Origin of the sequence: Ornithinimicrobium flavum (genome assembly GCF_004526345.1) — a bacterium.
In the GTDB taxonomy this organism is placed as follows: domain Bacteria; phylum Actinomycetota; class Actinomycetes; order Actinomycetales; family Dermatophilaceae; genus Ornithinicoccus; species Ornithinicoccus flavus.
Genome location: NZ_CP038213.1, coordinates 1824169 through 1849354, shown reverse-complemented (window position 1 = coordinate 1849354; position 25186 = coordinate 1824169). Strand labels below are relative to the sequence as shown.

The window sequence follows — 25186 nt, the reverse complement described above, 5'->3', positions numbered from 1 at the left end:
CGGCGCGGACCAGTTCCACGTTCGGTGGCGCGTCGACGGGTCCAGACGACTCGGCTCCTTCACCTCGACGTGACCGGCCCCAGCTACGCGAGGCGCCTCAGAGATGACCGGACCTGACCGCTTCCCCGAGTGTGTCCGCCCGTGCCCTCAGGCCGACAGAGACTTCTGAAGCTGGGCGAGCAGGTCGGCCGGTGGCAGCCACATGGAGGGGTACTCCCCGTACCAGCGCCGCTGCCCTTCGCCGTCGATGAGGACGAAGCTGTGGCCCGGCAGCCCGGCGTGCATGCCCTTGCCCAGGGTCCCGTAGGCCTGGGAGACGCGGCCGTCGTCCAGCAGGAACGGGGTGCGGACCCCGTTGACCTGCATGTCGGTGGTGATCTGCTCGCGGGTGTTCATCACGATCGGCAGGAAGGTGATGTCGAGACCCTCGAACAGCGCCGCGTTCTTCTCGATCTCGGCCATCTGCACGAGGCAGGACTGGCAGCCGGCTCCCTCGTTGAAGTACAGGACCACGTTGCGACCGCGGAACTGATCCAGGCTGACGGTGCCGCCTGCGGTGTCGCTCAGGGTGAAGTCCGGCGCGGCGTCGGCGAGCTCGGTGGACGCCGGGCGCGAGGTCAGCAGCATGGCGGTGACGACCGCGGCGACGAGCACCAGCGCGGTGCCGATTAGGCCGTACCGACGGACTCGGCGACGGCGCTCTTCGGACCGCGTCTCGTCGGCGATGCGGGCCAGTCGGGACTCACGGGCTGATCTGGTGGACACGTCGGCTCCTTCAGGTGCGTGCGTCGTCTGCGCGGACGCCTGGGGTATGTGGTGCTGCGCCGGAGTGGCAGCCCTCGCCGGCAGGGCCCTGGGCGGCCGTGTCCGCACCGTCCGTGCCCTCGCCCGATGGGGCGTCGGCTCCCGGTCGGCGGCGGTCGCGGAGGGTGGCGACGACGAAGACGGCGGCCAGGGCGAGCACGGCGAGGCCGAGCACCGGCTCTGGCACCGGGGAGGTCCACTGCTCCAGCCGGGTGAAGAAGCCGGCGAGGCCTCGACCGGCCGCGACCTGGACGCCCGGGCCGCTGGTCATCGTGCCGGTGCCGGCGAGGTAGAGGACGAAGACGCCCATCGCGGCGAACCCGGCGGCCACCACCAGGTTGATCGAGTTGGTGTGCAGCACGCGGGTGCCCAGCCGCAGCCGGATCGCCCGTGCCTGCAGCAGCTTGCGCTCGCCGAGCCGGAAGCGGTCCCAGCCCAGGGCGATGAGGAACAGGGGGAAGACCATGCCGAACGTGTACGCCATACCCAGGGTGAGGCCGCCGACCGCCGACCCGGAGAGCGCGGACAGGGTCATGACGCCGGCCAGCACGGGTGCGCAGCAGGCGCTGGCGATGCCGGAGAACACGCCGAGGCTGAAGAAGCTCAGCCCGTCACCGCCTCGGGTGTCGGGGGCGCGCAGGGAGGCGGGCAGGGTGAGCATGCGGCCGGAGACGCTGAGCGCGGCGAGGGCCAGCATCAGCGCGCCGCCGGCGTAGTACAGGGGGGTGTGGTAGTTCGCCACTGCGGAGGCCACCAGGCTGATGCCCAGGGTGATGGGCACCAGCACGAGCGCGAGCCCGGCGGCGAAGAGGAAGGTCAGCGGCAGCAACCGCCACCGCCGGTTCTTCACGGCGGCGGCGAGGTAGCTGGGGGCGAGGAACACGATGCAGCAGGGGGCGAAGAGCGCCACCCCGCCGGCGAGGAAGGCCGCCAGGACGGAGCCGGTGGTGAGCAGCTCGCCCATCTCAGGCCTCGAGCAGGCGCAGGAGCTTGCGGCGCGGCAGCCTGCCCTGGCTGAAGAAGGACCCGTCGACCAGCACCAGCGGCGTCATCGCGGCCCGGTGCTCGCGCATCAGGGCCTGACCGTCGGCGGCGCGTGCGTCGAGCGAGGTGACCTGGATCGCGTGGCCGTCCCGGGCGAGCCCGGCGAGCACGGCGTGCGCGTCGTCGCAGAAGTGGCAGCCGGGGTTCTCGACGACGGCGACCTGCACTGGTCGCGGCACTGTGGTCACGGGGGTTCCTCTCCTGCACCGGGATGACGGGACCAGCCTCACAGGCGCGCCCTGCGACTGCCGTGGCCGTTTCATGGCGCTTTGCTGTCGTCGCTGGGGCTCGCCATCGGATCTCCACAGAACTGCCGTCGGGAGACCGGGCGGGGCCTGCACAGTGGGGTCATGGCAACGTCTGCGCTCGAACTGTCCGCCCCGCCCCGTCGAGGGCCCCGTACCTGGTGGGCGACGGTCCGCGCCGGTTTCGGGGCGGCCCTGGGGCTGGTGCCCCACGTGCTGCACCACGTCGGCCTGATCGCCGGGACCGCCCTGCTGACCGGTGCGCTGGGCAACGGCGTCCTCTACGTCGTGGGTCTCCTGCTGAGCATCCCCCTGCTGCGGCGGCTCCGCACACGGTTCGCCACCGGGTGGGCACCGGCCCTGGGAGTCGCCGTCTTCACCGCCCTGTTCGCCCTGTCCGCGTTCGTGATCGGTCCGCGCATCGGCGCGTCCGACGCGCCCGCACCGACACCCACCATTCCTTCGCCCTCGGTGACGACTCCCGCCGAGCACGACGGGCATCACTGACCTGCCCGGGGCCGCTCGGTCCCCCACCACCCCTACGCTGGGCGGGCGCGTCCAGCCCGGCCGGCCTGGGCCGGCCGGGCTGGGCCGGCCGGCCTGGGCCGGCCGGGCTCCGGGCCCTAGTGGCCGCCGTGGCCGTCCGTTGCCCCGCCGTCCTCGGCAGCACCCTTCGGCACGTCCAGGGTCACCGGCGCCTGGGCTGGTACGGGCGTGCTGGAGAAGCTGATGCCGTTGGGCATGTCCCCGACCGGGACGCGCGCGACGACCTCCAGCTCGTCCAGGTCGACGACGGCGACGTCGTCGGCGTAGAGGTTGGTGACGTAGGCGTGGCGGCCGGAGGGGTCGACCACGACCCCGTGGGCACCCTGACCGGTCTCCACGGTCCCCGTCACCGTGAACGTCCGGGTGTCGATGACCGACAGGCTCGTTCCCGGTGCCGCCTCGGTGCCCTGGTTGGCGGCCAGCAGGTAGCGGTCGTCGGGGCTGACGTAGGTCTGGATCGGCCCGTCCCCGACCGTGACCCGGCCGACGACCTCGCGGCTGGCCATGTCGACCTTGACCACCTCGTCCTGGGCGCTGACCGAGGCGTACACGAACCGCCCGTCAGGGGAGAAGGCGACCTGTGCCGGCGCCCTGCCGACCTCGATGTCTGCCACCGTGGTGCGGGTGCTGGTGTCGATGACGCTCAGCGTGCTGCCCGCCACGTTGGCCACGACCAGCCAGCGGCCGTCGGGGCTGGGGCGCAGCCCGTGCGGCCCGGCACCCACCGGGATCGTTGCTTCCACCTCGCCGGACGTCGTGTCGATCACGGTCACGGTGCCGTCGGCGCCGTCGCTGGTGTATGCCGTGCGTCCGTCCGGGCTGATCACGACGTGGGCGGGCGCCCCGCCGGTGGTCACCGTGCGGGTCAGGTCCAGCGACCGCGCGTCGAGCGCGACGGCGAGCGAGTCGTGACCGCTCACCGCCCACACGCTGGCGCTGTCGGGTGAGACCTGCACGTTGTGCGGCCCCTCCACCCCGCGGACCGTGGTGACGACGGTGTTCGTCCCCGCGTCGATGACGCTCAGGCTGGCGTCCTCCTCGTTGGCCACCCACACCGCTCCGGTGACCATCCCCGCATGCTGCGCCGCGCTGGACGGTGCGGCGGCTGACGGGGCGACGGTTGCGGCGGCGGACTCCGGGGCGACCGCCGGCATCGCCGGCACGGTGCCCGCGGTCTCACCGTCCCCCCCGAGCGCGACAGCCGCCGCCGTTCCTCCGACGGCGATGGCCAGTCCACCGGCCACCACCCAGCCGGTCGCCCGCCGCCGCGGCCAACCGTGCTCTCCGTCGCGGGGATCACCGGTCCTGCCGTGTCGCTCGTCTGCCATGACACACCTCCTGTTGCGTGGGCCAACCTGGTGGGGGCCCGTACCGCCACAACTGTGAGTCCTCCGGGCGGTGACGACCGGGCGTTCCGGTGGTGATTGGATGGAATTCCGTTAGTCGGTGTCCGCAGCCTTGTCCCGTCCCCGCCCAGGGTGCTCGCCGCCCCCGCGCACGGACCGGATCAACGGTGCCTTGCCGAGGGCGGTCCGAGAGACGGCCGGCACCCGCACCGCCCGGACCGGAGGTGCGACAGCGCCCGCCAGGGCGAGCGCGTCAGCCAGGCGCCGGGCGACCTGGCCCGTGTCGGCAAGCTCGGCCAAACCTGCGACGTAGACGGTGATCCCGGAGTCGTCCAGGACGACCTGCCAGCCGGTGAGGGGCAGCAGCTCCATCGCCCGGTGGACGACGTTGGGCTGGACGAGGATGTCACCGCCGCGGGCCGCGGGGAGGCGCAGCGCCTCCTCGGCCCTGCCCTGGACGCCGCCGATGCGCAGGAAGGGCCGGCCGCACGGGCACGGTGGGGCGGGGAGCATCCGCACCGAGTCGCTGAGCTCGTACCTGATGAGGGGCAGGGTGCGCGAGCCCAGGACGGTGACCAGCAGCCTGCTCCCGTACTCCCCGGGGGTGAACGGTCGGCCCTCGTCGTCGACGACCTCGGTGATGACCAGGTCCTCGAAGAGGTGCAGGCCGGCGTGCTGGCCGCACTCGGCGGCGATGCCTGCGGTCTCGGTGGCCGCGTACACGTTGAACGGACGACGGTTCCAGGCGTGCTCCACGTCACGGCGTGCCTCGGCGGTCAGCACCTCCGACGCGCTGAGCACGGCCCCCGGCTGCACGTGCAGGCGCCCTGCTCGCTGCTCCCCCGCCAGCAGCCCCAGCATGCTGGCGTAACCCACCAGAACGTCGGGCCGGAAGTGGTTGAGCCGCCGGACGACGTCCTCGAGCGGATCCCCGGAGTCGATCCGCAGTGTCGGGACGAACCGGCTGTCGACGCTCGCCCCGACCAGCGCGGACTGGTGCGAGGGCACCGTCGAGCTGACCACCGCCATCCTGGTGTGTCCGGTCAGCCGCACCGACGCCCCGGCCCAGCCGTAGGCGCGACTGTAGGAGGCCAGGACCTCCGCCCACTCCTCGACGTCCCAGACGAAGATGCCCGGCTCGCCCGTGGTGCCGGCCGTGGCTGCGACGTAGTACCGACCCATGAGCCGCTGCGCGCCGGCCTCGGCGGCCAGGTGCGCCCGTGCATCAGCCAGCCGCAGGTCGCCCCGGGTGATGAGGTCGTCGAACCGGTCCATGAGGACCGCCTTGGTCAGGATCGGCAGCTCAGCCAGCGGCGCCCGCGTCAGGCCGCGGTGGAACTCGCGGTAGAACCGAGATCTCAGCTGACTGTGATCACGCAACGCCGCCAGTCGCCGGGCCTGGTACGTGCGCACCTGAGATGGGCTCCACCCGTCGCGCGCTGCGAGCTCGCGCCGCCGACCCAGCACCTTCAGCAGCAACCTGGTGTCCATCTGCACCTCCTCGCCAGCGCGGCGGATGGTCGCGCGGGGCCTACCGCCGAGAAGCCACACGGACGGTCGGTCGCCACCGCCATCACCCCAGCGTGAACCCTCGTCCACATCACCCAGGTGACGGTTCGGTGCCGATCTGATGTCGCCCCGCAAATCTGGTCAGGACGGAGGTGTGATGTCGAGATCGGCTGCGTCCTCGGCGGCGCAGGACCGCTCGACCTGCAGGGTGGAGAAGTACACGTCGAACCGGTCCCGCAGGACACGCGCGGACTGCTCGAGCACCGCGTCACCATCGCGTTCGGCCTCAGGAACGTGCAGGTGCGCCGAGAAGACGGTGCGCCCGGAGGTGATGGTCCAGGCGTGCACGTGGTGGACGTCGCGAACGCCTGGCACCTGGCTCAGGGCGGTGATCACCGCGTCGAGGTCCAGGCTGTCCGGGGTGCCTTGCAGCAGGATGCGCAGCGCTGAGCGCAGGATGGTCCAGGACGCCCAGAGCAGCACCACGCCGAAGGCCATGCCGAGAAGCGGGTCGATGGCCAGGAAGCCGGTGAGGCGGATGACCAGGGCCGAGACGATGATGATGAGGCTGCCGACGAAGGTCTGCAGGATGTGCCAGAAGGCGCCCTTGATGTTGAGGTTAGTCTTCTGCCGCTGGTAGAGGAGCCGGAAGGCGATCACCTCGGTGAGGAGCCCGCCTGCGGCGACCCACAGCATCACGGTGGTGGGCAGCTCGATCGGGTCTGCCAGGCGCATCGCGCCCATCCAGAACACGTATGCCGCCATCAGGGCCAGGAACACGCCGTTGAAGAGGGCGCCGAGGATCTCTGCCCGGCCCCAGCCGAAGGTCTCCTGCGCGTCGCGGGACGTCGGCTCAGCCGCTGCGCGACGAGGGCGATGAGCACCCCGCCGACGGCCGAGAAGGTGTGGAACGCATCGGAGATCACGGCCACCGAGCCGGACCACAGCCCGACGGCCAGCTCGATGACGAAGTAGATGCCGGTGAGTCAACCGGAGATCACCAGTGCTTGTCGGTCACCTCCGCCAGGGATGTGGGTGCCGTGGCCGGTCTGGTTCATGTCGCTCCTCCGTGATGGTGGTGGTGCTCGGTCATGCTTCAGCCGTCCGGTCGCCCGCCGACGGGCTGCGGCTCGTGCCGCGCGCCGGCGCGACCAGCAGCAGTGCTTCGGTGACCGTCTGCGCTAGCGGTCCGGGCTCCATGGGTCCGCGGTAGCGCCTGCCGTTGACGAAGACCGTGGGCGTTCCCACGGCGTCGGAGGCGTCGGCGGAGGCCACGTCCCGGGCGACGCGCGATGCGTGCAGGCCGGCGTCCAGCGCGGTGGTGAAGGCCTCCAGGTCAAGGTCCAGGCTGGCGGCGATCTGGTGGATGCGGCTGCGGGTCAGGTCGGTGTGCTGCCGGTACAGCTCGGCGTGCATGGCCCAGAACCGGCCCTGCACTGCCGCGGCCTCTGCGGCCTCTGCGGCCACCTGGGCGTGCGGGTGGATGTCGGCCAGCGGCAGGTGCCGGAAGACGACGTCGACGCTGTCGGGGAGCTCGCGGCGGACTTGCTCGACCACGGCCTGGGCGTGCGCGCTGTGGGCGCACTGGTAGTCGCCGTACCAGAGGATGACGGCACCGGCGTCCTGGGGGCCGGTGCGGTGGTCGGTGGCCGGGTCGGGCGGCACCGCCAGGTCGAGAAGGGGAGCTGCCACCCGTCCGGCCCCGGCGGTGCGGACCCGCGCCGGCATCCGGGGCAGGAGCCGGAAGATCAGCCAGCCCAGGAGTGCGGCGAGGGTGGACCCGGTCAGGATGCCGATCTTGGCCTCCTCCAGCTCGGACCCGTCGAAGCTGATGTCGGCGATGAGCAGGGAGACGGTGAAGCCGATGCCGGCGACCATGCCGATACCGGCCAGGGAGGACCAGGGCACGGTCAGCGGCAGGCCGCCGAAGGCCGGGCGGGCTGCCAACCAGGTGGACCCGAGCACGCCCGCCGCCTTGCCGACCACCAGACCCAGGAGGATCCCCAGGGTGATCGGTGAGGTCGCCGCGCGCGAGAGCGTGGCGGTGTCCACGCTCAGGCCGGCGTTGGCCAGGGCGAACAGGGGGACGATGACGTAGCTGGACCAGGGATGGAACATCCGTTGCAGCCGGTCGTTCGGAGAGACGGCCTGGGCCATGGAGCGGCTGGCGCGGTGCGCCATCTGCGGCGTGGGCGTCATGCGGAAGCGTCGCCACCAGAGCCCGGCCCGTCGCAGCTCCTCCCGTCCTGGCGACGTCGCCGTCGCCAGCAGACCGGCCGCAACGCCTGCGACGGTGGCGTGCAGCCCCGACTCGGACACCGCCACCCACATGAGGACGGCGAGGCCGGCGTACCAGGGCAGCGCCCGGACGTCGGCGGCGCGCAGGAGCAGGATCGCCGCGAAGGCCGCGACCGCCCCGGCCAGCCACGCCAGCGACAGCCTCTCGGTGTACACGACGGCGATGACGCTCAGGGCGATCACGTCGTCGATCACCACGAGGGTCAGCAGGAACGTGCGTGCCCGGGCGGAGACACCGCGTGACAGTGAGAGCACGCCGAGCGCGAACGCCGTGTCGGTGCCCACGACGATGCCCCAGCCGCGCACCGAGTCGGTGCCGGCGTTCAGGGCCACGAAGATCAGCGCGGGCACGATCATCCCGCCGAGGGCAGCGATCACCGGCGCCGCCAGTCGCCGGCGCTCACGCAGGTCACCGACGTCGAACTCGCGCCGGATCTCCAGCCCGGCGACGAAGAAGAAGATGGCCATCAGGCCCTCGTTGACCCAGTCCCGCAGGGTGTGGACCAGGTTCACCGGTCCGACGTGCAGGCCCGCCTCGGCTGCCCACAGCGCCTCGTACCCGGCCCGCCACGGTGAGTTCGCCCAGACCAGGGCGGCGACCGTGGCGAGCAGCAGGACGACCGCGCCGGAGTTCTCTGTCACGACGAACCGCCGGAGGGCACCGGCGCTGCGTTCCCGGCGGTGGTCCGCGGTGTCCAGGTGGGCGTCGTGCATGCTGGGGTTCTCCTCTGCTGATCGCGCTTCGGCCGCGGGCCTGCGCCGCCGGTGCGGCACGTCCCGGGCTGCTCCACCGGTGGACGGAGGCGCAGCCCGGGCGGTGCGGGCCTGCTCAGCTGCGCACGAGCCTGGCGATCGCCCGTGAGGCCTGCTCCACCCGGTCCTCCTGGGGCCGCCCGGTGGGGTCGGACTGCCGCAGGCACTGGTGCAGGTGCTCGTCGAGCAGGAGCAGGGCGACGGCCTGCAGGGCCCGGGTCGTCGCGGCGACCTGGGTGAGGATGTCGATGCAGTCCTTTTCGTCAGCAACCATGCCGCTGATGCCGCGGACCTGTCCCTCGATCCGGTGCAGGCGCACCTGGAGCGCGACGGGGCTGCTGCGGGCGCCGGTGGTCATTGTGCCGCTCCTGTCGGTCCTGGCCCAGGCTTGGGTCAGGGTGTCGGGCTGGGGTGCCCGTACCGGTGAGGGTCGGCGTCGAAGGTCGTGGCGCAGTGCCCGGAGCAGAAGTGGAACGTGGTGCCGCCGTGCTCGCGGGTGGCCGCGGCCGTGGCCGGGTCGATGCTCATGCCGCACACCGGGTCGGTGACGGTGGTCTCGCGCTGGTGCCCGTGGTGCTGCTCGTGATGGGTCATGGTGTCCTCCTGGGTGGGGTCGTGTCCGAGCTCGACCACCGGGTCGGTGGCCGGGACGTGCGTGACGGCGGGGAGCTCTCTGGGCGTGAAGCTCCGCAGCCGGTTGGCGTTGGCGACCACGGACAGCGAGGAGAGGGCCATGGCCGCGGCGGCGATGATCGGGCTGAGCAGCAGCCCGAGGGTGGGGTAGAGCACGCCGGCGGCGATCGGGATGCCGACGGCGTTGTAGCCGAAGGCGAAGACCAGGTTCTGCCGGATGTTCCGCATGGTGGCCTTCGACAGGTCGATGGCGGTGACCAGCCCGGCGAGGCTGCCCGAGATGAGGGTGATGTCGCTGGACTCGATGGCCACGTCGGTCCCGGTGCCGATGGCCGAGCCGACGTCCGCCTGGGCCAGCGCCGGGGCGTCGTTGATGCCGTCGCCGACCATCCCCACGACGTTGCCCTCCGCCTGCAGACGCTTGACCTCGGCGGCCTTGTGCTCGGGCATGACCTCGGCCAGCACCCGCGTGATGCCGACGGCACGGGCGATGGCGGCCGCGGTGTCGCGGTTGTCACCGGTCATCATGACGACCTCGAGGCCGCGCTCCTGCAGGGCCGCGATGGCCTCGACGGAGCCGTCCTTGACGGTGTCGGCCACGCCGATGACGCCCGCGGCCTGACCGTCGACCGCGACCAGCATCGGGGTCTTGCCCTCCTGGGCCAGCCGTCGCAGGTCGGTCTGCAGCGCGGCCGCGTCGATGCTCGCGGCGGACAGGAGCCGGTCGTTGCCGACCAGCACCTCCCGGCCGCCTACCAGCGCGCGCACGCCCTGGCCGGTGATGGAGTCGAAGGCGGTCGCCTCGGGCAGGCTCAGCCCGCGCTCCTTGGCCCCGGTCACGATGGCGGTGGCCAGCGGGTGCTCGGAGGATGCCTCGACGGCGGCGACCAGGGTGAGGAGGTCCTGGGGTGAGAATCCCTGAGCCGGCAGCACGTCGGTCAACGAGGGGGCGCCCTTGGTGATGGTGCCCGTCTTGTCGAGCACCACGGTGTCGAGCTTGTGCGCGCTCTCCAGCGCCTCGGCCGAGCGGATCAGGATGCCGTTCGTGGCGCCCTTGCCGGTGCCGACGGTGATCGACATGGGCGTGGCCAGGCCCAGCGCGCACGGGCAGGCGATGATCAGCACCGACACCGTCGCGACCAGGGCGAAGATCAGGGCCGGCGGCGGGCCGACGAGCGACCAGACAGCGAAGGTCCAGATCGCGATCATCATCACGGCCGGCACGAAGTAGCTGGAGACCTTGTCGACCACCCGCTGGATCGGCGCCTTGGACCCCTGCGCCTGGCGCACGAGCTGGATGATCTGGGCGAGCATCGTCTCGGCGCCGACCTTGGTGGCCGTGTACCGGAACGCACCCGTCTGGTTGATCGTGGCGCCGATGACCGTGTCGCCGACCGTCTTGGTGACCGGGATCGGCTCACCGGTGACCATCGACTCATCCACCGCGGAGGAGCCCTGAAGCACCTGCCCGTCCACCGGCAGCTTCTCCCCGGGGCGGACCACCACGACGTCGCCGCCGACGACCTCCTCGATTCCGACCTCCACCTCCTGTCCTGCGCGGACCACCCGCGCGGTCCGCGGCTGCAGGCCCATCAGCGCCCGGATCGCCTCGCCGGTGCCGGCCTTGGCCTTGGTCTCGATCAGCCGGCCCAGCAGGATGAGCGTGATGATGACGGCGACGGCCTCGTAGTAGACCTCCTGGGCGATGTCGGGCAGCACCCACGGGACGAAGGTGACCACGAGGCTGTACCCGTACGCGGCGATGGTGCCCAGCGTGATCAGCGAGTTCATCTCGGCGGTGCGGTGGGACAGGGCCAGCCAGCCGGTGCGATGGATCGGCCAACCCGTGTAGAAGAAGATGGGCGTGACCAGGGCCAGCTGGAACCAGCGGTTCATCAGCAGGTCCGGCACCCAGGTGGCGCCGAAGACCTCGTGCGCCATCACCGCGAAGACCAGGGGCAGGCTCAGGACCGTGCCGATGATCACCCGCCGGCGCAGGTCGGCGATCTCCGCGGCCCGCTCGGCCGCTTCCGCGTCGTCGCCCTGCCCGGCGCCTGACCCGGTCGCCGGCCCAGCCGCGGTGGCGGCCGGCTCTGGTACCCCCTCAATGCGAGGGGGCGCGGCCGCCTCACCCCCCGGCTCGGCTGCGTCACCGGCCACCACCCTCACCGTGCCGTGGAGCATGTTCATCCCGCAGGCGAACCCGAAGTCTCCGGTCTGCTGGGGGGTGAAGTCCACGGTGGTGCTGGCGTACGCCGGGAGCATCTCGTTGACCCGGAAGTCGGGAAGGACCACCCGAGAGGAGCAGTCGCCGCTCTCCTGCCGGTCGAAGACCAGGCGGACGGGCACGCCCTGGACGACCTCGACCAGGTCGGGACTGTAGCCGCCCTTCACGGTCACCGTGACGACCTGGCGTCCCCCCTCCAGCTCGGCGCGCCGGGACTTCTTGGGGCCGAAGAAGTACCAGCCGGTCAAGACCGTCAGCACCGCCGCCGTGGCCACTGTCAGCAGGACATCCATGATCGTGCTTCCTCTCTCGGGCTCCTACAGTCCCCCGCCGGCATCCATACCCTCGGGGGGTATCTCGACGATACAGCGGTCCGTCTGTCCGTCCGGTGGTCGGACGGTGGAGATTCGATGGCGGTGCACGATCGGACAGGCAATGTGGCGCCTGCCGTGCAGCCGCTCAACGGTCCCTCGGCCCGCCTCCGTGGTTCATCCACAGCATCATGGCCGCCATCATCCCCACGCAGGCCAGGGCGTAGAGTACGCCTCCGGCGCCCACCGCGCCGGTGAGGAGCAGGACCCCGACCAGGGCGAGCATCGGCAGGCACATGAGCCACATCAGCCAGCCGTGCTGGTGCCGCTGGCGGGGACGGTCCGTCGGGGGCAGCGGCAGTGGTGGCGGCGGGCCCTGGGGGCCGGGTGAGGCCGGGTATGCGGTGCCGGGGTGGTCGTGGTGTCTCATGGTGCTGCTCCTTCGTCATGTTGCGTGGTTACCCCACGAGGACCTCGGTGGTGGCGCCCTCGTCCAGGGTGCGGATCACGGTGTCGCCGACCACGGCGATCACCTCCAGGGACCCCTCGCTGGTGCGCCCGGCGGACAGCGCCCCGGCCTCGCCGAGCACGGTCGCTCCCAGGGTCCAGCTCTTTCCCGCGTCGGTGCTCGTGGCGATCCTGCCGCCGGTGGTCAGGGCCACCACGGTGCTCGTGTCGGCCCAGGCCACCAGGACCGCCGGTTCCGGCGGTGTCAGGGTGCTCCAGGTGGCACCGTCGTCGGTGCTGCGCAGCAGCCCTGCCGACGTGGTGGCCAGCAGCGTCCCGTCCGGGGAGGCGGCCAGCGCGCGTGGCGGCGCGGCGATCGGGCGTTGCCGCCAGGTGCGCCGGTCGGAGGAGGTGCGCAACGTCCCGTCGTAGCCTGCCACCGTGCTGCCGGAGGCGGTCAGGGCATGGAAGTCCGACTCGCCTCCGCGGGAGGCCACGGTCCAGGTCGTGCCCTGGTCTGCGGAGGTGATCAGCCCGAGCGGCTCGGGCAGGTCCGCCTGCAGGCCGGGGTGGCCAGAGGCGTAGTAGGTGCCGTCGGCGTCGACGGTGAAACTCATCAGGTCCATGACCGGGCCGACGGCCACCAGGTCGGCGCCGTCCTGACGGAAGAGGCCCTGGTGCGTCGCGAGCAACAGGTCGCCGCTGCCCGGGTCGCGGACGGCGGCGTGGATGTGGGTGATCGCGATGCCCGCGCCTGTCTCCGAAGAGTCTTGGTCGGCGGTCGGGGCGCACCCCGCGAGAGCGAGGCCGAGGGCCGCGGCCGCCACCGCCGCCAGACCCCGGTGCGGGCGCCGCGCGCGGGTGCTCATGTGTACCTCAGGTCGATCATCATCCCGGCCTCGGCGTGGTAGGTGTTGTGGCAGTGGATCAACCAGTCGCCGGGGTTGTCGGCGTCGAGGTCGAGCGCCACGGACTCCATGGGAGCCATGAGCAGGGTGTCCTTGCGCAGCCCGTTGGGCAGGGCGAAGGTGTGCCCGTGCAGGTGCAGCGGGTGCGGCATCATCGTCATGTTCGACGCGTTCAGCCGCAGGCGCTGCCCGGGCGCCACCCGCAGCGGCTCGTTCTGCCCGTACGGGGCGCCGTTGATCGTCCAGAGGTAGGGCGCCATCGACCCTCCGAGCGTCAGCGCCGCGGTGAGGTCGGGGCCCTTGGCGGGGAGCCGGGCGGCGTCGTCCGGCTCCAGCTGCGAGGCGGTCAGGACGTTCCCGTCCAGCTCGCCCGGGCTCACGTCGGCCGCGGGCACGGCGCCGGTGGCGGTGCGCACCACCGCCAGCCCCTGCCCGCCGGTGCTCCGGCCGACCGGGCGAGCCACGAGCGGGAAGACACCCGGCTCCAGGGTGACGACCGCGTCGTAGCGCTCCCCCATGCCGATGTAGAAGGCGTCGGTCTGCTGCGGCCTGACCGGCCAGCCGTCGGTGTGGGTCAGGGTCATGCGGTGCCCGCCCAGGGCCACGGCGAAGATGGTGTCCGAGGCGGCGCTGATGACGCGCAGCCGCACCCGCTGCCCGGCCCTGCCCTGCAGGACCGTCGGGTCGGTGGGCAGTCTGCCGTTGATGAGGTAGTGGGGGTAGCTCACGTCACCGGTGTCGGTGCCCCAGGGGGCCCCGTCCTGTCCTGCTGACATCGAGCCGTGGTCCATGCCGGTCATCGCCCCGTGGTCCATGCCGGCGGTGCCGGAAGCGCCGTCGGCGACCAGCTGCTCCAGCACCTCGTCGGGGGTGGTGCCGGTGCCGTCGATCCAGTCGTCCAGGACCACGACCCATTCCAGGTCGTAGTCGCCGGGCTCGGCCGGGTCGTCGATGATCAGGGGCGCGTACAGGCCGCGGTCGAGCTGGGTGCCGACGTGGGGGTGGAAGAAGTAGGTGCCCGGGTCGGGCGCGGTGAACTCGTACAGGAAGCTCTTCCCCGTCCCGACCGGGTCCTGCGTCAGGCCGGGCACGCCGTCGGCCTGCGGCCGCAGCCGGACACCGTGCCAGTGGACGGTGGTGTCGGCGGGCAGCTGGTTGTCCAGGGTGACCCGCAGCAGGTCCCCGGCGGTCGCCCGCAACGTCGTGCCGGGGACGGAGTCGCCGTAGGCCCACGTCTGCACCGTCCTGCCGCCCAGGTCCAGGGTGACCGGAGCAGCTGTCAGGCGGGTGCTCACCACGGGCTGCCCGGGCGTGGGGGCCACGGGCTCGGGGAGCGCGAAACCGGCGGCCGGGCGCGAGGTCGCCGAGGCGCCCCCGGAGCAGGCGGCCAGGGTCGCCGAGGCGCCCAGGCCAAGGCCGGCAATGAGCAGCTGGCGTCGTGAGGGACGGGTCATGGTTCCTTCCAGGAAGGGTCGGGACGTCTCAGCGACCGTCGACCACGAGGCGACGGTGCTGCTCGTACTGCTCCGGGGTGAGCTCTCCCCTGGCCAGGCGCTCCTGCAGCAGCAGGACGGGTCCGGCAGGGTCCGGGGAGGCGGCCGACGGTACGTTCAGCAGCGCCCGTACGACAAGGAGCACGAGGGCCCAGAACGCGACCGTGCTCACACCCATCAACAGCCACATGCCCCAGCCCATGCTGTGCGTCAGCATGTCGACCTCCTGCCTCCGGTTGCCACTACCCAGCAGTCTTGACCTCGGTGGTTGGCGCGCGGCGCACGGTTGATGGAGGTTTGGTGAAGTTCTCGCCCCTCAGGGCCCCCGCGGCGTCGGCGGCCGGTGGCCGGTGCGGGAGGATGCTTGCATGGCACCTGCAAGCAACCCCGACCCGGCCGCCCGGGTCCTGGTCGTCGAGGACGAGCGCGCCCTGGCCGGCATGGTCGCGGCCTATCTGTCCAAGGCCGGGTACGAGACGACCGTGGTCCACACCGGACCGGACGCGCTGGCCGTCGTGCGCGAGCACAGCCCCGACGTCGTCGTGCTCGACCTCGGCCTGCCGGGGCTGGACGGCATCGAGGTGTGCCGGCAGATCCGGACCTTCTCCGACTGCTACATCCTGGTCGTCACGGCCCGCACCGACGAGGTCGACCGGCTCATCGGCCTGTCCGTGGGCGCCGACGACTACGTGACCAAGCCGTTCAGCGTGCGCGAGCTCGTCGCGCGCGTGCAGGCCGTGCTGCGCCGCCCCCGCACCGGTTCCGCGGCCCGCGCCTACGCCCACGAGCCGGTCTGGGTCTTCGGCGACCTGCACATCGACTCGGCCGGCCTCGAGGTTCACCTGGCCGGTGAACGGGTCGACCTGACCCCGATCCAACGGGACCTGCTCATCACCCTGGCCTCCCGGCCCCGCAGCGCCTTCTCCCGGCGCCAGCTGATCGAGGAGGTGTGGGGCGGCGGCTGGGTCGGGGACGAGCACCTGGTCGACAGCCACATCGCCCATCTGCGCCGCAAGCTCGGCGACGACCCGGAGACGGCCCGGTATATCACCACCGTGCGTGGGGTCGGCTACCGCATGGGTCAGGGATGAGCGGGCCCCGCCGACCGGCGATGCACCAAGGGCTGGCGACCCGGCTGCTCATCGGCCAGACGATCGTGCTGCTCGCCGGTGCCCTGACGGTCGGCCTGGTCGCCGCGGTGGTCGGCCCGCGCATCTTCCACGGCCACCTGCTGCAGACCGGTCGCCCCGCCGACTCCCCCGAGCTCGTTCACATCGAGCTGGCGTACCGGGACGCCTCGCTGATCTCCCTGGGCTGGGGACTGCTCATCTCCGTCGTGGCGGCCGGTGCCGTCACCTGGGTCCTGGCCCGGCTCCTGCGCCGACCGCTGGCCGAGCTGACGCACGCCGCCCGCGAACTGGCCCGGGGCCACTACGCCGTGAGGGTGGCCATCGCCGGCTCCGGCACCGAGCTGGACACGCTCGCCGCCGCCTTCAACGTGATGGCCGACCGCCTGCAAGGTGTCGAGGACACCCGCCGGCGCCTGCTGTCCGACCTCGCGCACGAGCTGCGCACCCCGATCGCGACCCTGGCGGCCTATCACGAGGGCCTTGCCGACGGGGTCATCGACCTGGGACCGGAGGCCAGGGCCGTGCTGGCCGAGCAGACCGCCCGCCTGGCGCGGCTGGCCGACGACATCGACGAGGTGTCCAAGGCCGAGGAAGGACGCCTCCTCCTCGACCGCCGCCCGGTCCGGGTGGCCGAGCTGTTCTCCGCCGCGGCCGACGCCCTGCGCGAGCCCTACGCGGCCAAGGGCGTGAACCTGCAGCTGGAGACCTCCCGCGCACTCGAGGCAGTCGTCGAGGTCGACCCCACCCGGGTCGGCCAGGTGCTCACCAACCTGCTCAGCAACGCGCTGCGGCACACGCCCGCCGGCGGCACCGTGTCCCTGGCTGCCCGCCGCGACGGTCCCGAGGTGGTGCTCACCGTCCGTGACGACGGTGAAGGGATCCCCGCCGCCCAGCTGCCCCACGTCTTCGAACGGTTCTACCGGGGCGACAGCGCACGCGACCGTGACCGCTCGGGCTCCGGCATCGGGCTGACCATCAGCAAGGCCCTCGTCGACGCCCACTGCGGATCCATCACCGCGACCAGCGACGGGCCGGGGCAGGGTGCCGCCTTCAGCGTGACCCTTCCGGCCGCCGCGCGGACCCACCGGGGCGAGGACCTCTCCCCCACCGCCTGAGCCCCGCATCTCCATCAGATCTCAACACAAGCAGTCCCGGACCTCAAGGTCGAGCGCTCAGCGTAGAACCCGCTGCTCGCGCCGCACCCGTGTCCCACGGCGCGCAGCGGGACACCCCTGTCCCTGATCCCTGTCCCTGACCAGGTCGTCCTGCACGACCCGGAGGTTCCATGAAGTCCACCGGCAAGCACCGTGCGCCCAGCACGCTCCCCCGTACCGGCGCCGCCGCCCTGATGGTCGGCGATCGCGACCCGGCACTGCAACGGCTGGGCGGACAGTCCCTGGCAGAGTTGCGGGCCCAGCCGGCCGCCGACCGCAGTATCGCTCGCAGCGCCCCCGACCACGCAGAACCGGTCGAGACGATGCTCGGGCACTCCTCCTTCACCGGCACTACCATCGTGGACGAGCACGAGCACCCGCCCGTTGCGCCGGCCGCTCCGGTGGCGCCGGCGCCACCTACCGAGCAGCCCATGGAGGACCCCCAGCCGCAGCAGGCCGCGCCCGCTCCGCAGCCGGAGCCGGCCGCCGGTGCCCAGCTGGAAACTCCCGCCGCGCCGGCACCGACCCAGCAGGCCGCGCCGACCCCCGCGGGTGGCTCGCTGTTCGATATCGCGGCGAGCTACGTCGGCTACCCCTATGTGCTCTACGGCACCCCGCCCCAGGCATTCGACTGCTCCGCCTACACCTGGTGGGTGTTCAAGCAGGCCGGCATCGACATCCCCCGCACGGTCGCCGGGCAGAAGGCCGCCGTCACCCCCGTGTCCGACCCTCAGCCCGGCGACCTCATCTTCTACAACGACTGGTACCACGTCGGTATCTACGCCGGCAACGGCATGACCTACGAAGCCCTCAACCCCAGCACCGACGTCCGCTACGGCCCTCTGCTGTCCGACAACGTCTGGTATGGCCGCATCGGCTGACCCTCACGGGGTCCGGGGGCACCTGCTCGCTGCACGTGCCCCCGGACGACTTCCGCGAGCCGACGTCAGGCAGTTCGCGCCCTGGCGCCAGTTCCCGGCCCGCCACCGCCGGTGGTGGGTGTCTCGTCCATGACGACCCCTGAGCGACGGCCGCGCATGCCGACCAGCGTGCTCGCCAGCGTGGGGCGCGCACTGGCCTTGTCATTGCTCGCGGCTGTCGCGTTCCTGGGCGGCGTGACGGCGACGCAACTATGGCCGGTTCACACGCAGACGGACTACTTCGCGGCTGACCTCTCGCTGACGCCCGCGCTGGACTCCACCGCGAGGCTGCCGATGGTCGTCGGCGACGTCGTCCTGACCTTTGACGGCCCGCTGCCAGCACCCGGCCTCAGGGCGCGTCCCTCGGTGCGCCAGGAGGTCACCGAGCTGCTGCCCGGGCGGCGAGTCGACACCCCCGCCTGCAGCCCGGGCGAGAGGAACTGCGCGAAGCGATCGACGGTGGTGTACGCCAGGTGGCGTGGACCTACGCGCTGGGGGCGCTCCTGAGCTCCCTGCTCGTCCTGCTCACCTACGCCGTAGCGCGGCCCCACCACATGGCCACGGTCGCCGCCGCCGCGGCGACCGCCACCATGGTGGCCCTCGTCGGGCCGGGCGCGGCGGCATACCTGGCGTACCGCTCAGACAACGTCACGGCGTTCCGGACAACGTCGCTGCTGTCGCTGGTACAGACCAACGCCGGTGTGCTGGCCGACCTGGCGGGGCGGGCCGACCAGGGCGCGCGATCTACGTGAGCAACCTGCTGGCCCTCTCGGACGCCCTGCGGCAGGAGTTCACGCCGACCAGCGGCCAAGGTACGGTCGCGGCCACGTTCCTGCTCGTCAGCGACGTGCACGGGATGAACCAGTACCCGCTCATGCGTCAGGTGGTGGCCAGGGAGCGCGTCGACGCGGTCATCGACCTGGGGGACCTCCTCAATTTCGGGCAGCCGCGGGAGGGTGTACTCACCGGCATCTACGAAGGGATCGAGAGCCTTGGTGTGCCTTACATCTACGTGCGCGGCAACCACGATGCCGCCTCCCCGGGGGATGAGTCGGTGCTGCGGCGTGTGTCGCGTGTACCGAACGTGCTGCCGGTCGAGCCGACAGCCGGACAGTTCGTGCGTGTCGAGGTCAACGGCGTCTCCGTCAGCGGCTTCAACGACGCTCGTTACTACAACGAGCGAAGCGCGGACTTCGGTGCGGCGCAGGAACAGCTCGCGGCGCGCTTTCGCGGGGTGACCGAGGGCCTGCAGCCGACGGACCTGGTCATCGCCCACCAGCCCTACTCCGCGCGCCGCGTCGAGGCCGGGGCGGCGAGGCTCAGCGGCCACATGCATAGCCCCCTCCTGGAGCGCGGCCACATCCAGGTCAGCTCGTTCACCGGAGGTGGTCTCGTGAACCAGTTCCGGCTGCCCCCGCTCACCGAGCAGGCACGGACGGCGGACGACGAAGAACCCGAGACGGCCGGTGAGCTGCAGGGTCACCCCTACAGCTTCGACGTCCTGAGATTCGCCGAGGACTGCTCGATCATGAGCATCACCCGGTACAGCTACCGCAACCTCGCCTCCGGTCGACCGCAATACGATCAGATCACCGTGATCGACGGCCGGCGGATACAGCCCGATCCGCCGGAAGGGCGCACCTGCGGTCCCGCGCTCGGCGTGACGACCCGCCCGCTCCTCGCGTCCGGCGGCGACCCGGACCGCACCGCCGGTCCACTCGCGACGTCAGGACCCTGAGCGCGGCGCCACGCGCCGGCGAACGGACACATGCGTGAACTTCTCGCCGAGAGCAGGACGAGAGCCGTGTGCGCCCGGCGTCACGCTCATTCGCGATGGCGAGGGCTGGGTGACAGACCGGGCGGTACGGGGCGGTTCAAGGCAGACGTCCTGACGGACATGACCTACCCACAACCACATGGCGGTGAGGAGGCAGACGCGATCACTTCGCCACAGTTCACGTCCGCCGGGCGGCTTCCGGTGTCCGCGTCGCGACCCGGTTCAGCGGCTGGGGTCGAAACGGCGTAGTCGCAGGCTGTTGGTGACCACAAACACCGAGCTGAACGCCATCGCGGCGCCGGCGATGAGGGGGTTGAGCAGGCCGGCCGCCGCGAGCGGCAGGGCTGCGACGTTGTACGCGAACGCCCAGAAGAGGTTGCCCTTGATGGTGCGCAGGGTGGCCCGGGCCAGGCGGATGGCGTCAGCGGCGGCGCGCAGGTCACCGGTGACCAGGGTCAGGTCGGAGGCCTCGATGGCGGCGTCGGTGCCCGTGCCCATCGCCAGTCCCAGGTCGGCCTGGGCCAGGGCGGCGGCGTCGTTGACCCCGTCGCCGACCATGGCCACGGTCGCGCCCTGGTCCTGCAGGCGTCTGACCGCGGCGACCTTGTCGGCCGGCAGCACCTCGGCGACCACGTCACCGGGCGCGATGCCGACCGCGTGCGCCACGGCCTGGGCCGCCCGGGTGTTGTCGCCGGTCAGCAGCACCGGTCGCAGCCCGAGCTGGCGCAGCTCGGTGATCGCCTGCGTCGAGGTATCCTTGATCGTGTCGGCCACGACGACCACCGCGCGGACCTGGCCGTCCCAGGCGACCCAGACGGGGGTGCGCCCCTCGGCCTCGGCCCGTTCGGCGGCCTCGAGGAGGTCCGCCGGCATGCTCAGCGCCCACTCGGTGGCCAACCAGGAGCGGCGGCCTGCCAGGACCCCCCGGCCCTCGACGACGCCGGAGACGCCGTTGCCGCCGTGCGCGGCGAAGTCGTGCACCGGGGCCAGGTGCTGCCCGGCGGCCCGGGCGTGGTCAGCGACCGCCCGGCCGATGGGGTGCTCCGAGGCGTCCTCCAAGGCGCCTGCCAGCGCCAGAACCTCCTCGACGGACTCGCCGTCAGCGGGGTGGACGCCGAGGACGCCCATCCGGCCGGTGGTGACCGTGCCGGTCTTGTCCAGCACCACGGTGTCGACCCGGCGGGTGGACTCCAGGATCTGGGGGCCCTTGATGAGGATTCCCAGCTGGGCGCCGCGGCCGGTGCCGACGAGCAGCGCCGTGGGCGTCGCCAACCCCAGGGCGCACGGGCAGGCGATGATCAGCACGGCCACGGCGGCGGTGAACGCCGCGGCCGCGGAGGCACCGGCCACCAGCCAGGCGACCAGGGTGGCCAGGGACAGCCCGATCACGATCGGCACGAACACCGCGGAGATGCGGTCGGCCAGGCGCTGCACCTCGGCCTTGCCGTTCTGGGCATCCTCGACCAGGCGCGCCATCTGCGCCAGCAGCGTGTCGGAGCCGACGCGGGTGGCCCGGACGACCAGCCGCCCGCCAACGTTGACGGTGGCTCCGGCGACGCTGTCGTCCGGGCCGACCTCGACCGGGACCGACTCACCCGTGAGCATGGAGGCGTCGACCGCCGAGGTGCCGCTGACCACGGCACCGTCCGTCGCGATCTTCTCACCCGGCCGGACGACAAACCGGTCGCCGACCGCGAGGGAGGCGACCGGCACCCGCGACTCCACGGGCCCGCCCGGGCCGTCCCGCAGCACGGCCACCTCCTTGGCGCCCAGGTCCAGCAAGGCCCGCAGCGCCGCACCGGAGGCCCGCTTCGCGCGGGCCTCGAGGTAGCGGCCGGCGACGATGAAGGTGGTGACCGCGGCCGCGACCTCCAGGTAGATGTGCGCCTCGCCGCCAGAGCGGCTGGGCAGCAGCTCGAACGGCATCCGCATCCCGGTCGTGCCGGCGTGGGTGAACAGCAGCGCCCACAGCGACCACAGGTAGGCCGCGGTCACCCCCACCGAGATCAGGGTGTCCATCGTCGCGGCGCCGTGGCGGGCGTTGGTCCAGGCCGCGCGGTGGAACGGCAGCGCGCCCCACACCACGACCGGGGAGGCCAGGGTCAGGGACACCCACTGCCAGTTGTCGAACTGCAGCGCCGGGACCATCGACATCAGCACCACCGGCACGGTCAACGCGCCCGAGACCAGCAGCCGCTGGCGCCAGGCGTCGGCCTCACCGTCCCCGGCCCCTGGCGCCTGATCCTCGTCGGACCTCGCAGGGGCCGGGGCCGGAAGGGAGGCGGTGTACCCGGCCGCCTCCACCGTGGCGAGCAGGTCGGCCGGTTCGACATCTCCACCGAAGCTGACCTTGGCCTTCTCGGTGGCGTAGTTCACGGTGGCCGTGACGCCGGGCAGCTTGTTCAGCTTCTTCTCGATGCGGCTGGCGCAGGATGCGCACGTCATCCCCCCGACCAGCAGCTCGACATCGCGCGTCTGCTCGGCCGACGTCCCTACCTGGGTGGCCACTCCTGTTCCTTCCTGCCCGTTGGCCGCAGGGGTGCTCAACTGCTGGCGAGCTGGTAGTCGCCGGCCTCGTCGAGGGCGGCTGCGACGTCGGACTCAGCCAGCGGAGCGTCGCTGGCGACCGTGACCGTGGACGTGCCGCCGGCGACCAGGTCGACGGTGACGTCGGTGACGCCGGGCAGGCCCTGCAGCTCGCTGGTCACGGCGCTGGCGCAGTGACCACAGGTCATACCGGTGACGGCGAAGGTCTGGGTGTTCATCGTGTCCTCCTGGACGGTGGTGGTGGCCTGGCTGGTCTCGGGTGCTGCGCAGCAGGCGCACCCGCCGGCCTGAGCCATCGGCAGCTGGGTACTGGGGGTGCTTGCGGTGTCCATGTGGTTCTTCTCTCGGTCGTTGCGGGTTGGGTCTGATCAGGAGCGGATGAGCCGGGCGACGGCCGCGGAGGCCTCGGTCACCTTCTGGTCCAGCTGTGCCGGGTCGTTGCTCGCGTGCGCGAGGCAGTGGCGCAGGTGGTCCTCGAGCAAGCCGAGGGCCACCGCCTCGAGCGCTTTCGTGGCCGCGGAGACCTGGGTGAGGATGTCGATGCAGTACGAGTCGGCGTCCACCATCCGCTGCAGCCCGCGGACCTGACCCTCGATCCGGCGCAGCCGGTTGAGCTGGGCGTCCTTGTTGTTCACGTACCCGGGACCTGCCGGGCCCGCGGTCGTCTCCTCGAGCGCCATGGTGGGCACCTCCTTCCGCTACGGGACAACTATACCCCCCGAGGGTTCATTCCGGGACACAACCGCGAGCTTCCGCACAGGACACAGGCCGTGACGCAGGACGCCAGTCTGCGGGCGAGCGGTGGCAGCTCGTCGACAAGGCTGCGCGCCCACCGGTCGCCGTGCACGCACCCCTGTCAGCGGTAGGCGTGTCAGTGCGTGCGCCGTCCGGTTTCGGTGCCCGGACGCGCGCCGGCTGGCGTCGTCTGGTCCAGCGGGTACGCGTCGTCGGCGTGGTCCTGCGGACCGTGCTCCGCGTGACCGCCGTGGCCGCCGTGGCCGCCGTGGCCGCCGACCATCATCAGCACCATCATCAGTGGGCAGGACAGCACGGCGGCGAGGAGCAGGGCCTCCCCCGGTGCCCTGCCGAGCAGCAGCAGGACGACGAACACTCCTGCGACGAGCAGGGCCATTCCCTTGAGGTGACCGGCACCGCTGTGGTTCATCATGGTTCCTTCTTTCCGCAACCCTGCGCGTTCGCGCTCAGGTGTGCTCGCTGCTACAGCGCATTCTCTTGACACCTTCAGGGTCCCTCTTGAACCCGGGGACGAGGCGGCTCTTCTGTGGTGATCTGATGAAGATTAGGCCCCGCTCCTCGCCCGTCTGTAGGCTGGGCCTCTCCTCGATCAGAGGTGCGACCAGAAGGACGTCCGTGGAGGTGACCGGTGGGTTCGCGACGGGACCGGTACCGAGAGATCGTGGAGACCCTGTCGGTCCACGGGTTCGGGTTCACCATCGGGGCCATGGGGCTGCAGGGGCGCTTTCCTTTCCACCGCGGCCTTCCCGGGCACCAGCAGGGGCGCACGTACACCCAACCCGAACACCTGCGGCTGGCCCTGGAGCAGCTCGGCCCCACGTTCGTCAAGCTCGGCCAGCTCCTCTCGACCCGCTCCGACCTGCTGCCCTCCGAGTACACCGTGGAGCTGGCCAAGCTGCAGGACGACACGGCGGCCGTGCCGACCAAGGTGATCCTGAAGGCGCTCACCGAGGAGGTGGGCGACCCGGGAGTGTTCGACCGCTTCGACGACGCACCGCTGGCCAGCGCGTCGATCGGTCAGGCGCACGCCGCGAGCCTCGCCGGCACGGAGGTCGTGGTCAAGGTCCGCCGGCCAGGGGCGGTGGAGACGGTACGAGCCGACCTGGAGATCCTGCAGAACCTCGCCGTCACCGCGGCCCGTCACTCAGAGGTAGCCCGCGGCTACGACGTGGTCGGCATCGCGCAGGACTTCTCCACGACACTGCTCGCCGAGCTGGACTACCTCGCAGAGGCCCACAACGCCGAGCGGTTCGCCACCAACTTCGCCGACGACCCCCACGTGCAGATCCCGGCGGTGTTCTGGGAAACGACGACCTCCCGGGTCCTGACCCTCGAACGCGTCCACGGCCTGAAGATCGACGACGTGGCGGCCCTCGACGCGGCCGGCATCGACCGCCGGGAGCTTGCGGAGCGGGCCACCGGGGTGCTGTGCCAGATGGTCTTCGAGGACGGCTTCTTCCACGCTGACCCGCACCCGGGCAACTTCTTTGTCGCACCCGACGGCAGCCTGGGCGTGATCGACTTCGGCATGGTGGGCGAGCTCGACGACGCCCTTCGAGAGCAGCTGATCGCCCTGCTCGTTCCCCTTCTGCGAGGAGACCTGGACCGGACCACGGAGGCGATGCTCGACCTGGTCGGGAACCCGCCCGGCGTCGACCGGCAAGCCCTGCGCGCCGGGCTGGCGCCCCTTGTCGGGCGGTTCGGCGGGGTGCCGTTGGCAGACCTGGCGCTGACCGGACTGATCACCGACGTCCTGGCGCTGGTGCGGCGCCACCAGCTGCGCCTGCCCACAGACCTGCTCTTCTGTTCAAGATGCTGCTCATGGCCGAAGGGCTGGGGCGGCGCCTCGATCCGGACTTCCAGCTCAGCAGCGTGGTCGCCCCCTATGCCGAACGCCTCGCCCTGCGACGCCACTCCCCCGACGCCATGGTGGACCGGGTCCTTCAACTGGCACGCGACCTGCTGGACGCCGGGGCTCAGACTCCGAGAAGCCTTCGCGGTCTGGCCGAGGTGCTGGAGCGCGGCGGGTTCGACGTCCACCTGCGTACCGCCGACCTGCACCAGGCCATCCGGGAGGCCGACCGCATCGGCAACCGGGTCATCGCAGGTATGATCGCCGCCGCCTTGATCGACGGGCTCGGGCACATCGTGGCCGCCAACACCGGGCGGGAGAAGATGCTGCAGGGACCGCTGGTGGTCGCTGGTGCCGGCGCCCTCGGCGTGCTGGGCACCTACCTGGCCAAGAGCTCCCAGCACGGCCGCACCTTGCGCACGCAGCGGGTCAGGGCACCCGCCCCGCAGCCGGCGCCTCGACGGTCACCGTCCCGGTCGTGACCGG

General features: G+C 71.8%; 25 protein-coding genes and 1 pseudogene. 9 read left to right on the top strand and 17 right to left on the bottom strand.

The annotated features are described in order from the left end of the window. Positions 1 to 147: 147 nt before the first annotated feature. From E3Z34_RS08645 to E3Z34_RS08635, 3 genes are read right to left on the bottom strand one after another with little or no spacing between them, the layout of a single operon-like run. On the bottom strand, positions 148 to 765 hold the full coding sequence (locus tag E3Z34_RS08645) for a peroxiredoxin family protein (RefSeq protein ID WP_238695430.1): 618 nt from the start codon (positions 763 to 765) through the stop codon (positions 148 to 150). Between the two features lie 10 nt (positions 766 to 775). Further along, positions 776 to 1768, bottom strand: coding sequence for a cytochrome c biogenesis CcdA family protein (locus E3Z34_RS08640; protein WP_134773266.1), 993 nt, complete (start codon positions 1766 to 1768; stop codon positions 776 to 778). Position 1769: 1 nt separating this feature from the next. Then, positions 1770 to 2036, bottom strand: coding sequence for a glutaredoxin (locus tag E3Z34_RS08635; RefSeq protein ID WP_134773265.1), 267 nt, complete (start codon positions 2034 to 2036; stop codon positions 1770 to 1772). 162 nt (positions 2037 to 2198) lie between these two features. Between E3Z34_RS08635 and E3Z34_RS08630 the strand changes: the two genes are divergently transcribed. Continuing rightward, positions 2199 to 2600: a hypothetical protein gene (locus tag E3Z34_RS08630; RefSeq protein WP_238695429.1), complete on the top strand. Its 402-nt coding sequence runs from the start codon at positions 2199 to 2201 to the stop codon at positions 2598 to 2600. A 116-nt stretch (positions 2601 to 2716) separates the two neighbouring features. Here E3Z34_RS08630 and E3Z34_RS08625 read toward each other — a convergent pair whose 3' ends face one another. The 10 genes and pseudogenes from E3Z34_RS08625 to E3Z34_RS08580 all read right to left on the bottom strand — a co-directional run bounded on the left by E3Z34_RS08625 (position 2717) and on the right by E3Z34_RS08580 (position 14781). Continuing rightward, positions 2717 to 3967 (bottom strand): YVTN family beta-propeller repeat protein, encoded by a 1251-nt coding sequence (locus E3Z34_RS08625; protein WP_238695428.1) that lies wholly within the window; start codon positions 3965 to 3967, stop codon positions 2717 to 2719. Positions 3968 to 4078: 111 nt separating this feature from the next. Further along, on the bottom strand, positions 4079 to 5476 hold the full coding sequence (locus E3Z34_RS08620) for a phenylacetate--CoA ligase family protein (protein WP_134773263.1): 1398 nt from the start codon (positions 5474 to 5476) through the stop codon (positions 4079 to 4081). A gap of 159 nt (positions 5477 to 5635) precedes the next feature. Beyond that, positions 5636 to 6417 (bottom strand): annotated as a pseudogene (locus E3Z34_RS08615) (cation diffusion facilitator family transporter). Positions 6418 to 6583: 166 nt separating this feature from the next. After that, positions 6584 to 8506, bottom strand: coding sequence for a Na+/H+ antiporter NhaA (gene nhaA, locus E3Z34_RS08610; protein ID WP_134773262.1), 1923 nt, complete (start codon positions 8504 to 8506; stop codon positions 6584 to 6586). Positions 8507 to 8621: 115 nt separating this feature from the next. Continuing rightward, entirely contained in the window at positions 8622 to 8903 is a 282-nt protein-coding gene (locus E3Z34_RS08605) for a metal-sensitive transcriptional regulator (RefSeq protein WP_058889678.1), read from the bottom strand. Between the two features lie 35 nt (positions 8904 to 8938). Next, positions 8939 to 11698 carry a heavy metal translocating P-type ATPase gene (locus tag E3Z34_RS08600; protein WP_134773261.1) on the bottom strand — a complete coding sequence of 920 codons (2760 nt, stop codon included), beginning with the start codon at positions 11696 to 11698 and terminating at the stop codon, positions 8939 to 8941. Positions 11699 to 11864: 166 nt separating this feature from the next. After that, positions 11865 to 12146 (bottom strand): hypothetical protein, encoded by a 282-nt coding sequence (locus E3Z34_RS08595; protein ID WP_134773260.1) that lies wholly within the window; start codon positions 12144 to 12146, stop codon positions 11865 to 11867. A gap of 28 nt (positions 12147 to 12174) precedes the next feature. Continuing rightward, positions 12175 to 13032, bottom strand: coding sequence for a F510_1955 family glycosylhydrolase (locus E3Z34_RS08590; protein ID WP_058889675.1), 858 nt, complete (start codon positions 13030 to 13032; stop codon positions 12175 to 12177). Then, on the bottom strand, positions 13029 to 14525 hold the full coding sequence (locus tag E3Z34_RS08585; RefSeq protein ID WP_134773259.1) for a multicopper oxidase family protein: 1497 nt from the start codon (positions 14523 to 14525) through the stop codon (positions 13029 to 13031). Before E3Z34_RS08585 ends, E3Z34_RS08590 begins: the two co-directional genes overlap by 4 nt. Before the next feature lie 28 nt (positions 14526 to 14553). After that, complete coding sequence (locus tag E3Z34_RS08580; protein ID WP_134773258.1) at positions 14554 to 14781, bottom strand: SHOCT domain-containing protein; 228 nt, start codon at positions 14779 to 14781, stop codon at positions 14554 to 14556. A gap of 151 nt (positions 14782 to 14932) precedes the next feature. On the opposite strand from E3Z34_RS08580, the gene E3Z34_RS08575 reads away from it, so the two are divergent. The 6 genes from E3Z34_RS08575 to E3Z34_RS08550 all read left to right on the top strand — a co-directional run bounded on the left by E3Z34_RS08575 (position 14933) and on the right by E3Z34_RS08550 (position 19506). Beyond that, complete coding sequence (locus tag E3Z34_RS08575; RefSeq protein WP_134773257.1) at positions 14933 to 15655, top strand: response regulator transcription factor; 723 nt, start codon at positions 14933 to 14935, stop codon at positions 15653 to 15655. Beyond that, positions 15652 to 16809 (top strand): sensor histidine kinase, encoded by a 1158-nt coding sequence (locus tag E3Z34_RS08570; RefSeq protein ID WP_134773256.1) that lies wholly within the window; start codon positions 15652 to 15654, stop codon positions 16807 to 16809. Before E3Z34_RS08575 ends, E3Z34_RS08570 begins: the two co-directional genes overlap by 4 nt. A gap of 170 nt (positions 16810 to 16979) precedes the next feature. After that, positions 16980 to 17729 carry a C40 family peptidase gene (locus E3Z34_RS08565; RefSeq protein ID WP_058889670.1) on the top strand — a complete coding sequence of 250 codons (750 nt, stop codon included), beginning with the start codon at positions 16980 to 16982 and terminating at the stop codon, positions 17727 to 17729. Positions 17730 to 17885: 156 nt separating this feature from the next. After that, on the top strand, positions 17886 to 18275 hold the full coding sequence (locus E3Z34_RS08560; RefSeq protein ID WP_134773255.1) for a hypothetical protein: 390 nt from the start codon (positions 17886 to 17888) through the stop codon (positions 18273 to 18275). Then, a complete protein-coding gene (locus E3Z34_RS08555; protein WP_134773254.1) occupies positions 18242 to 18520 on the top strand; it encodes a hypothetical protein in 279 nt (92 codons plus the stop codon). Before E3Z34_RS08560 ends, E3Z34_RS08555 begins: the two co-directional genes overlap by 34 nt. 122 nt (positions 18521 to 18642) lie before the next feature. Next, positions 18643 to 19506, top strand: coding sequence for a metallophosphoesterase family protein (locus E3Z34_RS08550; protein ID WP_238695427.1), 864 nt, complete (start codon positions 18643 to 18645; stop codon positions 19504 to 19506). Between the two features lie 261 nt (positions 19507 to 19767). Here the strand turns inward: E3Z34_RS08550 and E3Z34_RS08545 are convergent, their stop codons facing one another. From E3Z34_RS08545 to E3Z34_RS08530, 4 genes are all read right to left on the bottom strand, one after another. Further along, positions 19768 to 21990 (bottom strand): heavy metal translocating P-type ATPase, encoded by a 2223-nt coding sequence (locus E3Z34_RS08545; RefSeq protein ID WP_134774824.1) that lies wholly within the window; start codon positions 21988 to 21990, stop codon positions 19768 to 19770. A gap of 98 nt (positions 21991 to 22088) precedes the next feature. Next, positions 22089 to 22424 carry a heavy-metal-associated domain-containing protein gene (locus tag E3Z34_RS08540; protein ID WP_327281024.1) on the bottom strand — a complete coding sequence of 112 codons (336 nt, stop codon included), beginning with the start codon at positions 22422 to 22424 and terminating at the stop codon, positions 22089 to 22091. A 36-nt stretch (positions 22425 to 22460) separates the two neighbouring features. Continuing rightward, a complete protein-coding gene (locus E3Z34_RS08535) occupies positions 22461 to 22772 on the bottom strand; it encodes a metal-sensitive transcriptional regulator (protein WP_134773252.1) in 312 nt (103 codons plus the stop codon). A gap of 191 nt (positions 22773 to 22963) precedes the next feature. After that, positions 22964 to 23260 carry a hypothetical protein gene (locus E3Z34_RS08530; protein ID WP_134773251.1) on the bottom strand — a complete coding sequence of 99 codons (297 nt, stop codon included), beginning with the start codon at positions 23258 to 23260 and terminating at the stop codon, positions 22964 to 22966. A gap of 249 nt (positions 23261 to 23509) precedes the next feature. Between E3Z34_RS08530 and E3Z34_RS08525 the strand changes: the two genes are divergently transcribed. Together E3Z34_RS08525 and E3Z34_RS18845 are read left to right on the top strand one after the other, a co-directional pair. After that, a complete protein-coding gene (locus E3Z34_RS08525; protein WP_238695426.1) occupies positions 23510 to 24961 on the top strand; it encodes an ABC1 kinase family protein in 1452 nt (483 codons plus the stop codon). Beyond that, positions 24958 to 25182 (top strand): hypothetical protein, encoded by a 225-nt coding sequence (locus E3Z34_RS18845; RefSeq protein WP_238695425.1) that lies wholly within the window; start codon positions 24958 to 24960, stop codon positions 25180 to 25182. The genes E3Z34_RS08525 and E3Z34_RS18845 overlap by 4 nt, the downstream gene beginning before the upstream one ends. The last annotated feature ends 4 nt before the right edge of the window (positions 25183 to 25186 follow it).

What these genes read in the sequence shown, in the direction of transcription:
- E3Z34_RS08550 (WP_238695427.1), top strand. Translation starts at nt 18,643, where the DNA reads ATGCGTCAGGTGGTGGCCAGGGAGCGCGTCGACGCGGTCATCGACCTG.
- E3Z34_RS08595 (WP_134773260.1), bottom strand. Translation starts at nt 12,146, where the DNA reads ATGAGACACCACGACCACCCCGGCACCGCATACCCGGCCTCACCCGGC.
- E3Z34_RS08600 (WP_134773261.1), bottom strand. Translation starts at nt 11,698, where the DNA reads ATGGATGTCCTGCTGACAGTGGCCACGGCGGCGGTGCTGACGGTCTTG.
- E3Z34_RS08630 (WP_238695429.1), top strand. Translation starts at nt 2,199, where the DNA reads ATGGCAACGTCTGCGCTCGAACTGTCCGCCCCGCCCCGTCGAGGGCCC.
- E3Z34_RS08530 (WP_134773251.1), bottom strand. Translation starts at nt 23,260, where the DNA reads ATGATGAACCACAGCGGTGCCGGTCACCTCAAGGGAATGGCCCTGCTC.
- E3Z34_RS08570 (WP_134773256.1), top strand. Translation starts at nt 15,652, where the DNA reads ATGAGCGGGCCCCGCCGACCGGCGATGCACCAAGGGCTGGCGACCCGG.
- E3Z34_RS08540 (WP_327281024.1), bottom strand. Translation starts at nt 22,424, where the DNA reads ATGGACACCGCAAGCACCCCCAGTACCCAGCTGCCGATGGCTCAGGCC.
- E3Z34_RS08625 (WP_238695428.1), bottom strand. Translation starts at nt 3,967, where the DNA reads ATGGCAGACGAGCGACACGGCAGGACCGGTGATCCCCGCGACGGAGAG.
- E3Z34_RS08605 (WP_058889678.1), bottom strand. Translation starts at nt 8,903, where the DNA reads ATGACCACCGGCGCCCGCAGCAGCCCCGTCGCGCTCCAGGTGCGCCTG.
- E3Z34_RS18845 (WP_238695425.1), top strand. Translation starts at nt 24,958, where the DNA reads ATGATCGCCGCCGCCTTGATCGACGGGCTCGGGCACATCGTGGCCGCC.
- E3Z34_RS08640 (WP_134773266.1), bottom strand. Translation starts at nt 1,768, where the DNA reads ATGGGCGAGCTGCTCACCACCGGCTCCGTCCTGGCGGCCTTCCTCGCC.
- E3Z34_RS08575 (WP_134773257.1), top strand. Translation starts at nt 14,933, where the DNA reads ATGGCACCTGCAAGCAACCCCGACCCGGCCGCCCGGGTCCTGGTCGTC.
- nhaA (WP_134773262.1), bottom strand. Translation starts at nt 8,506, where the DNA reads ATGCACGACGCCCACCTGGACACCGCGGACCACCGCCGGGAACGCAGC.
- E3Z34_RS08560 (WP_134773255.1), top strand. Translation starts at nt 17,886, where the DNA reads ATGCCGACCAGCGTGCTCGCCAGCGTGGGGCGCGCACTGGCCTTGTCA.
- E3Z34_RS08585 (WP_134773259.1), bottom strand. Translation starts at nt 14,525, where the DNA reads ATGACCCGTCCCTCACGACGCCAGCTGCTCATTGCCGGCCTTGGCCTG.
- E3Z34_RS08565 (WP_058889670.1), top strand. Translation starts at nt 16,980, where the DNA reads ATGAAGTCCACCGGCAAGCACCGTGCGCCCAGCACGCTCCCCCGTACC.
- E3Z34_RS08535 (WP_134773252.1), bottom strand. Translation starts at nt 22,772, where the DNA reads ATGGCGCTCGAGGAGACGACCGCGGGCCCGGCAGGTCCCGGGTACGTG.
- E3Z34_RS08580 (WP_134773258.1), bottom strand. Translation starts at nt 14,781, where the DNA reads ATGCTGACGCACAGCATGGGCTGGGGCATGTGGCTGTTGATGGGTGTG.
- E3Z34_RS08620 (WP_134773263.1), bottom strand. Translation starts at nt 5,476, where the DNA reads ATGGACACCAGGTTGCTGCTGAAGGTGCTGGGTCGGCGGCGCGAGCTC.
- E3Z34_RS08590 (WP_058889675.1), bottom strand. Translation starts at nt 13,032, where the DNA reads ATGAGCACCCGCGCGCGGCGCCCGCACCGGGGTCTGGCGGCGGTGGCG.
- E3Z34_RS08545 (WP_134774824.1), bottom strand. Translation starts at nt 21,990, where the DNA reads ATGACGTGCGCATCCTGCGCCAGCCGCATCGAGAAGAAGCTGAACAAG.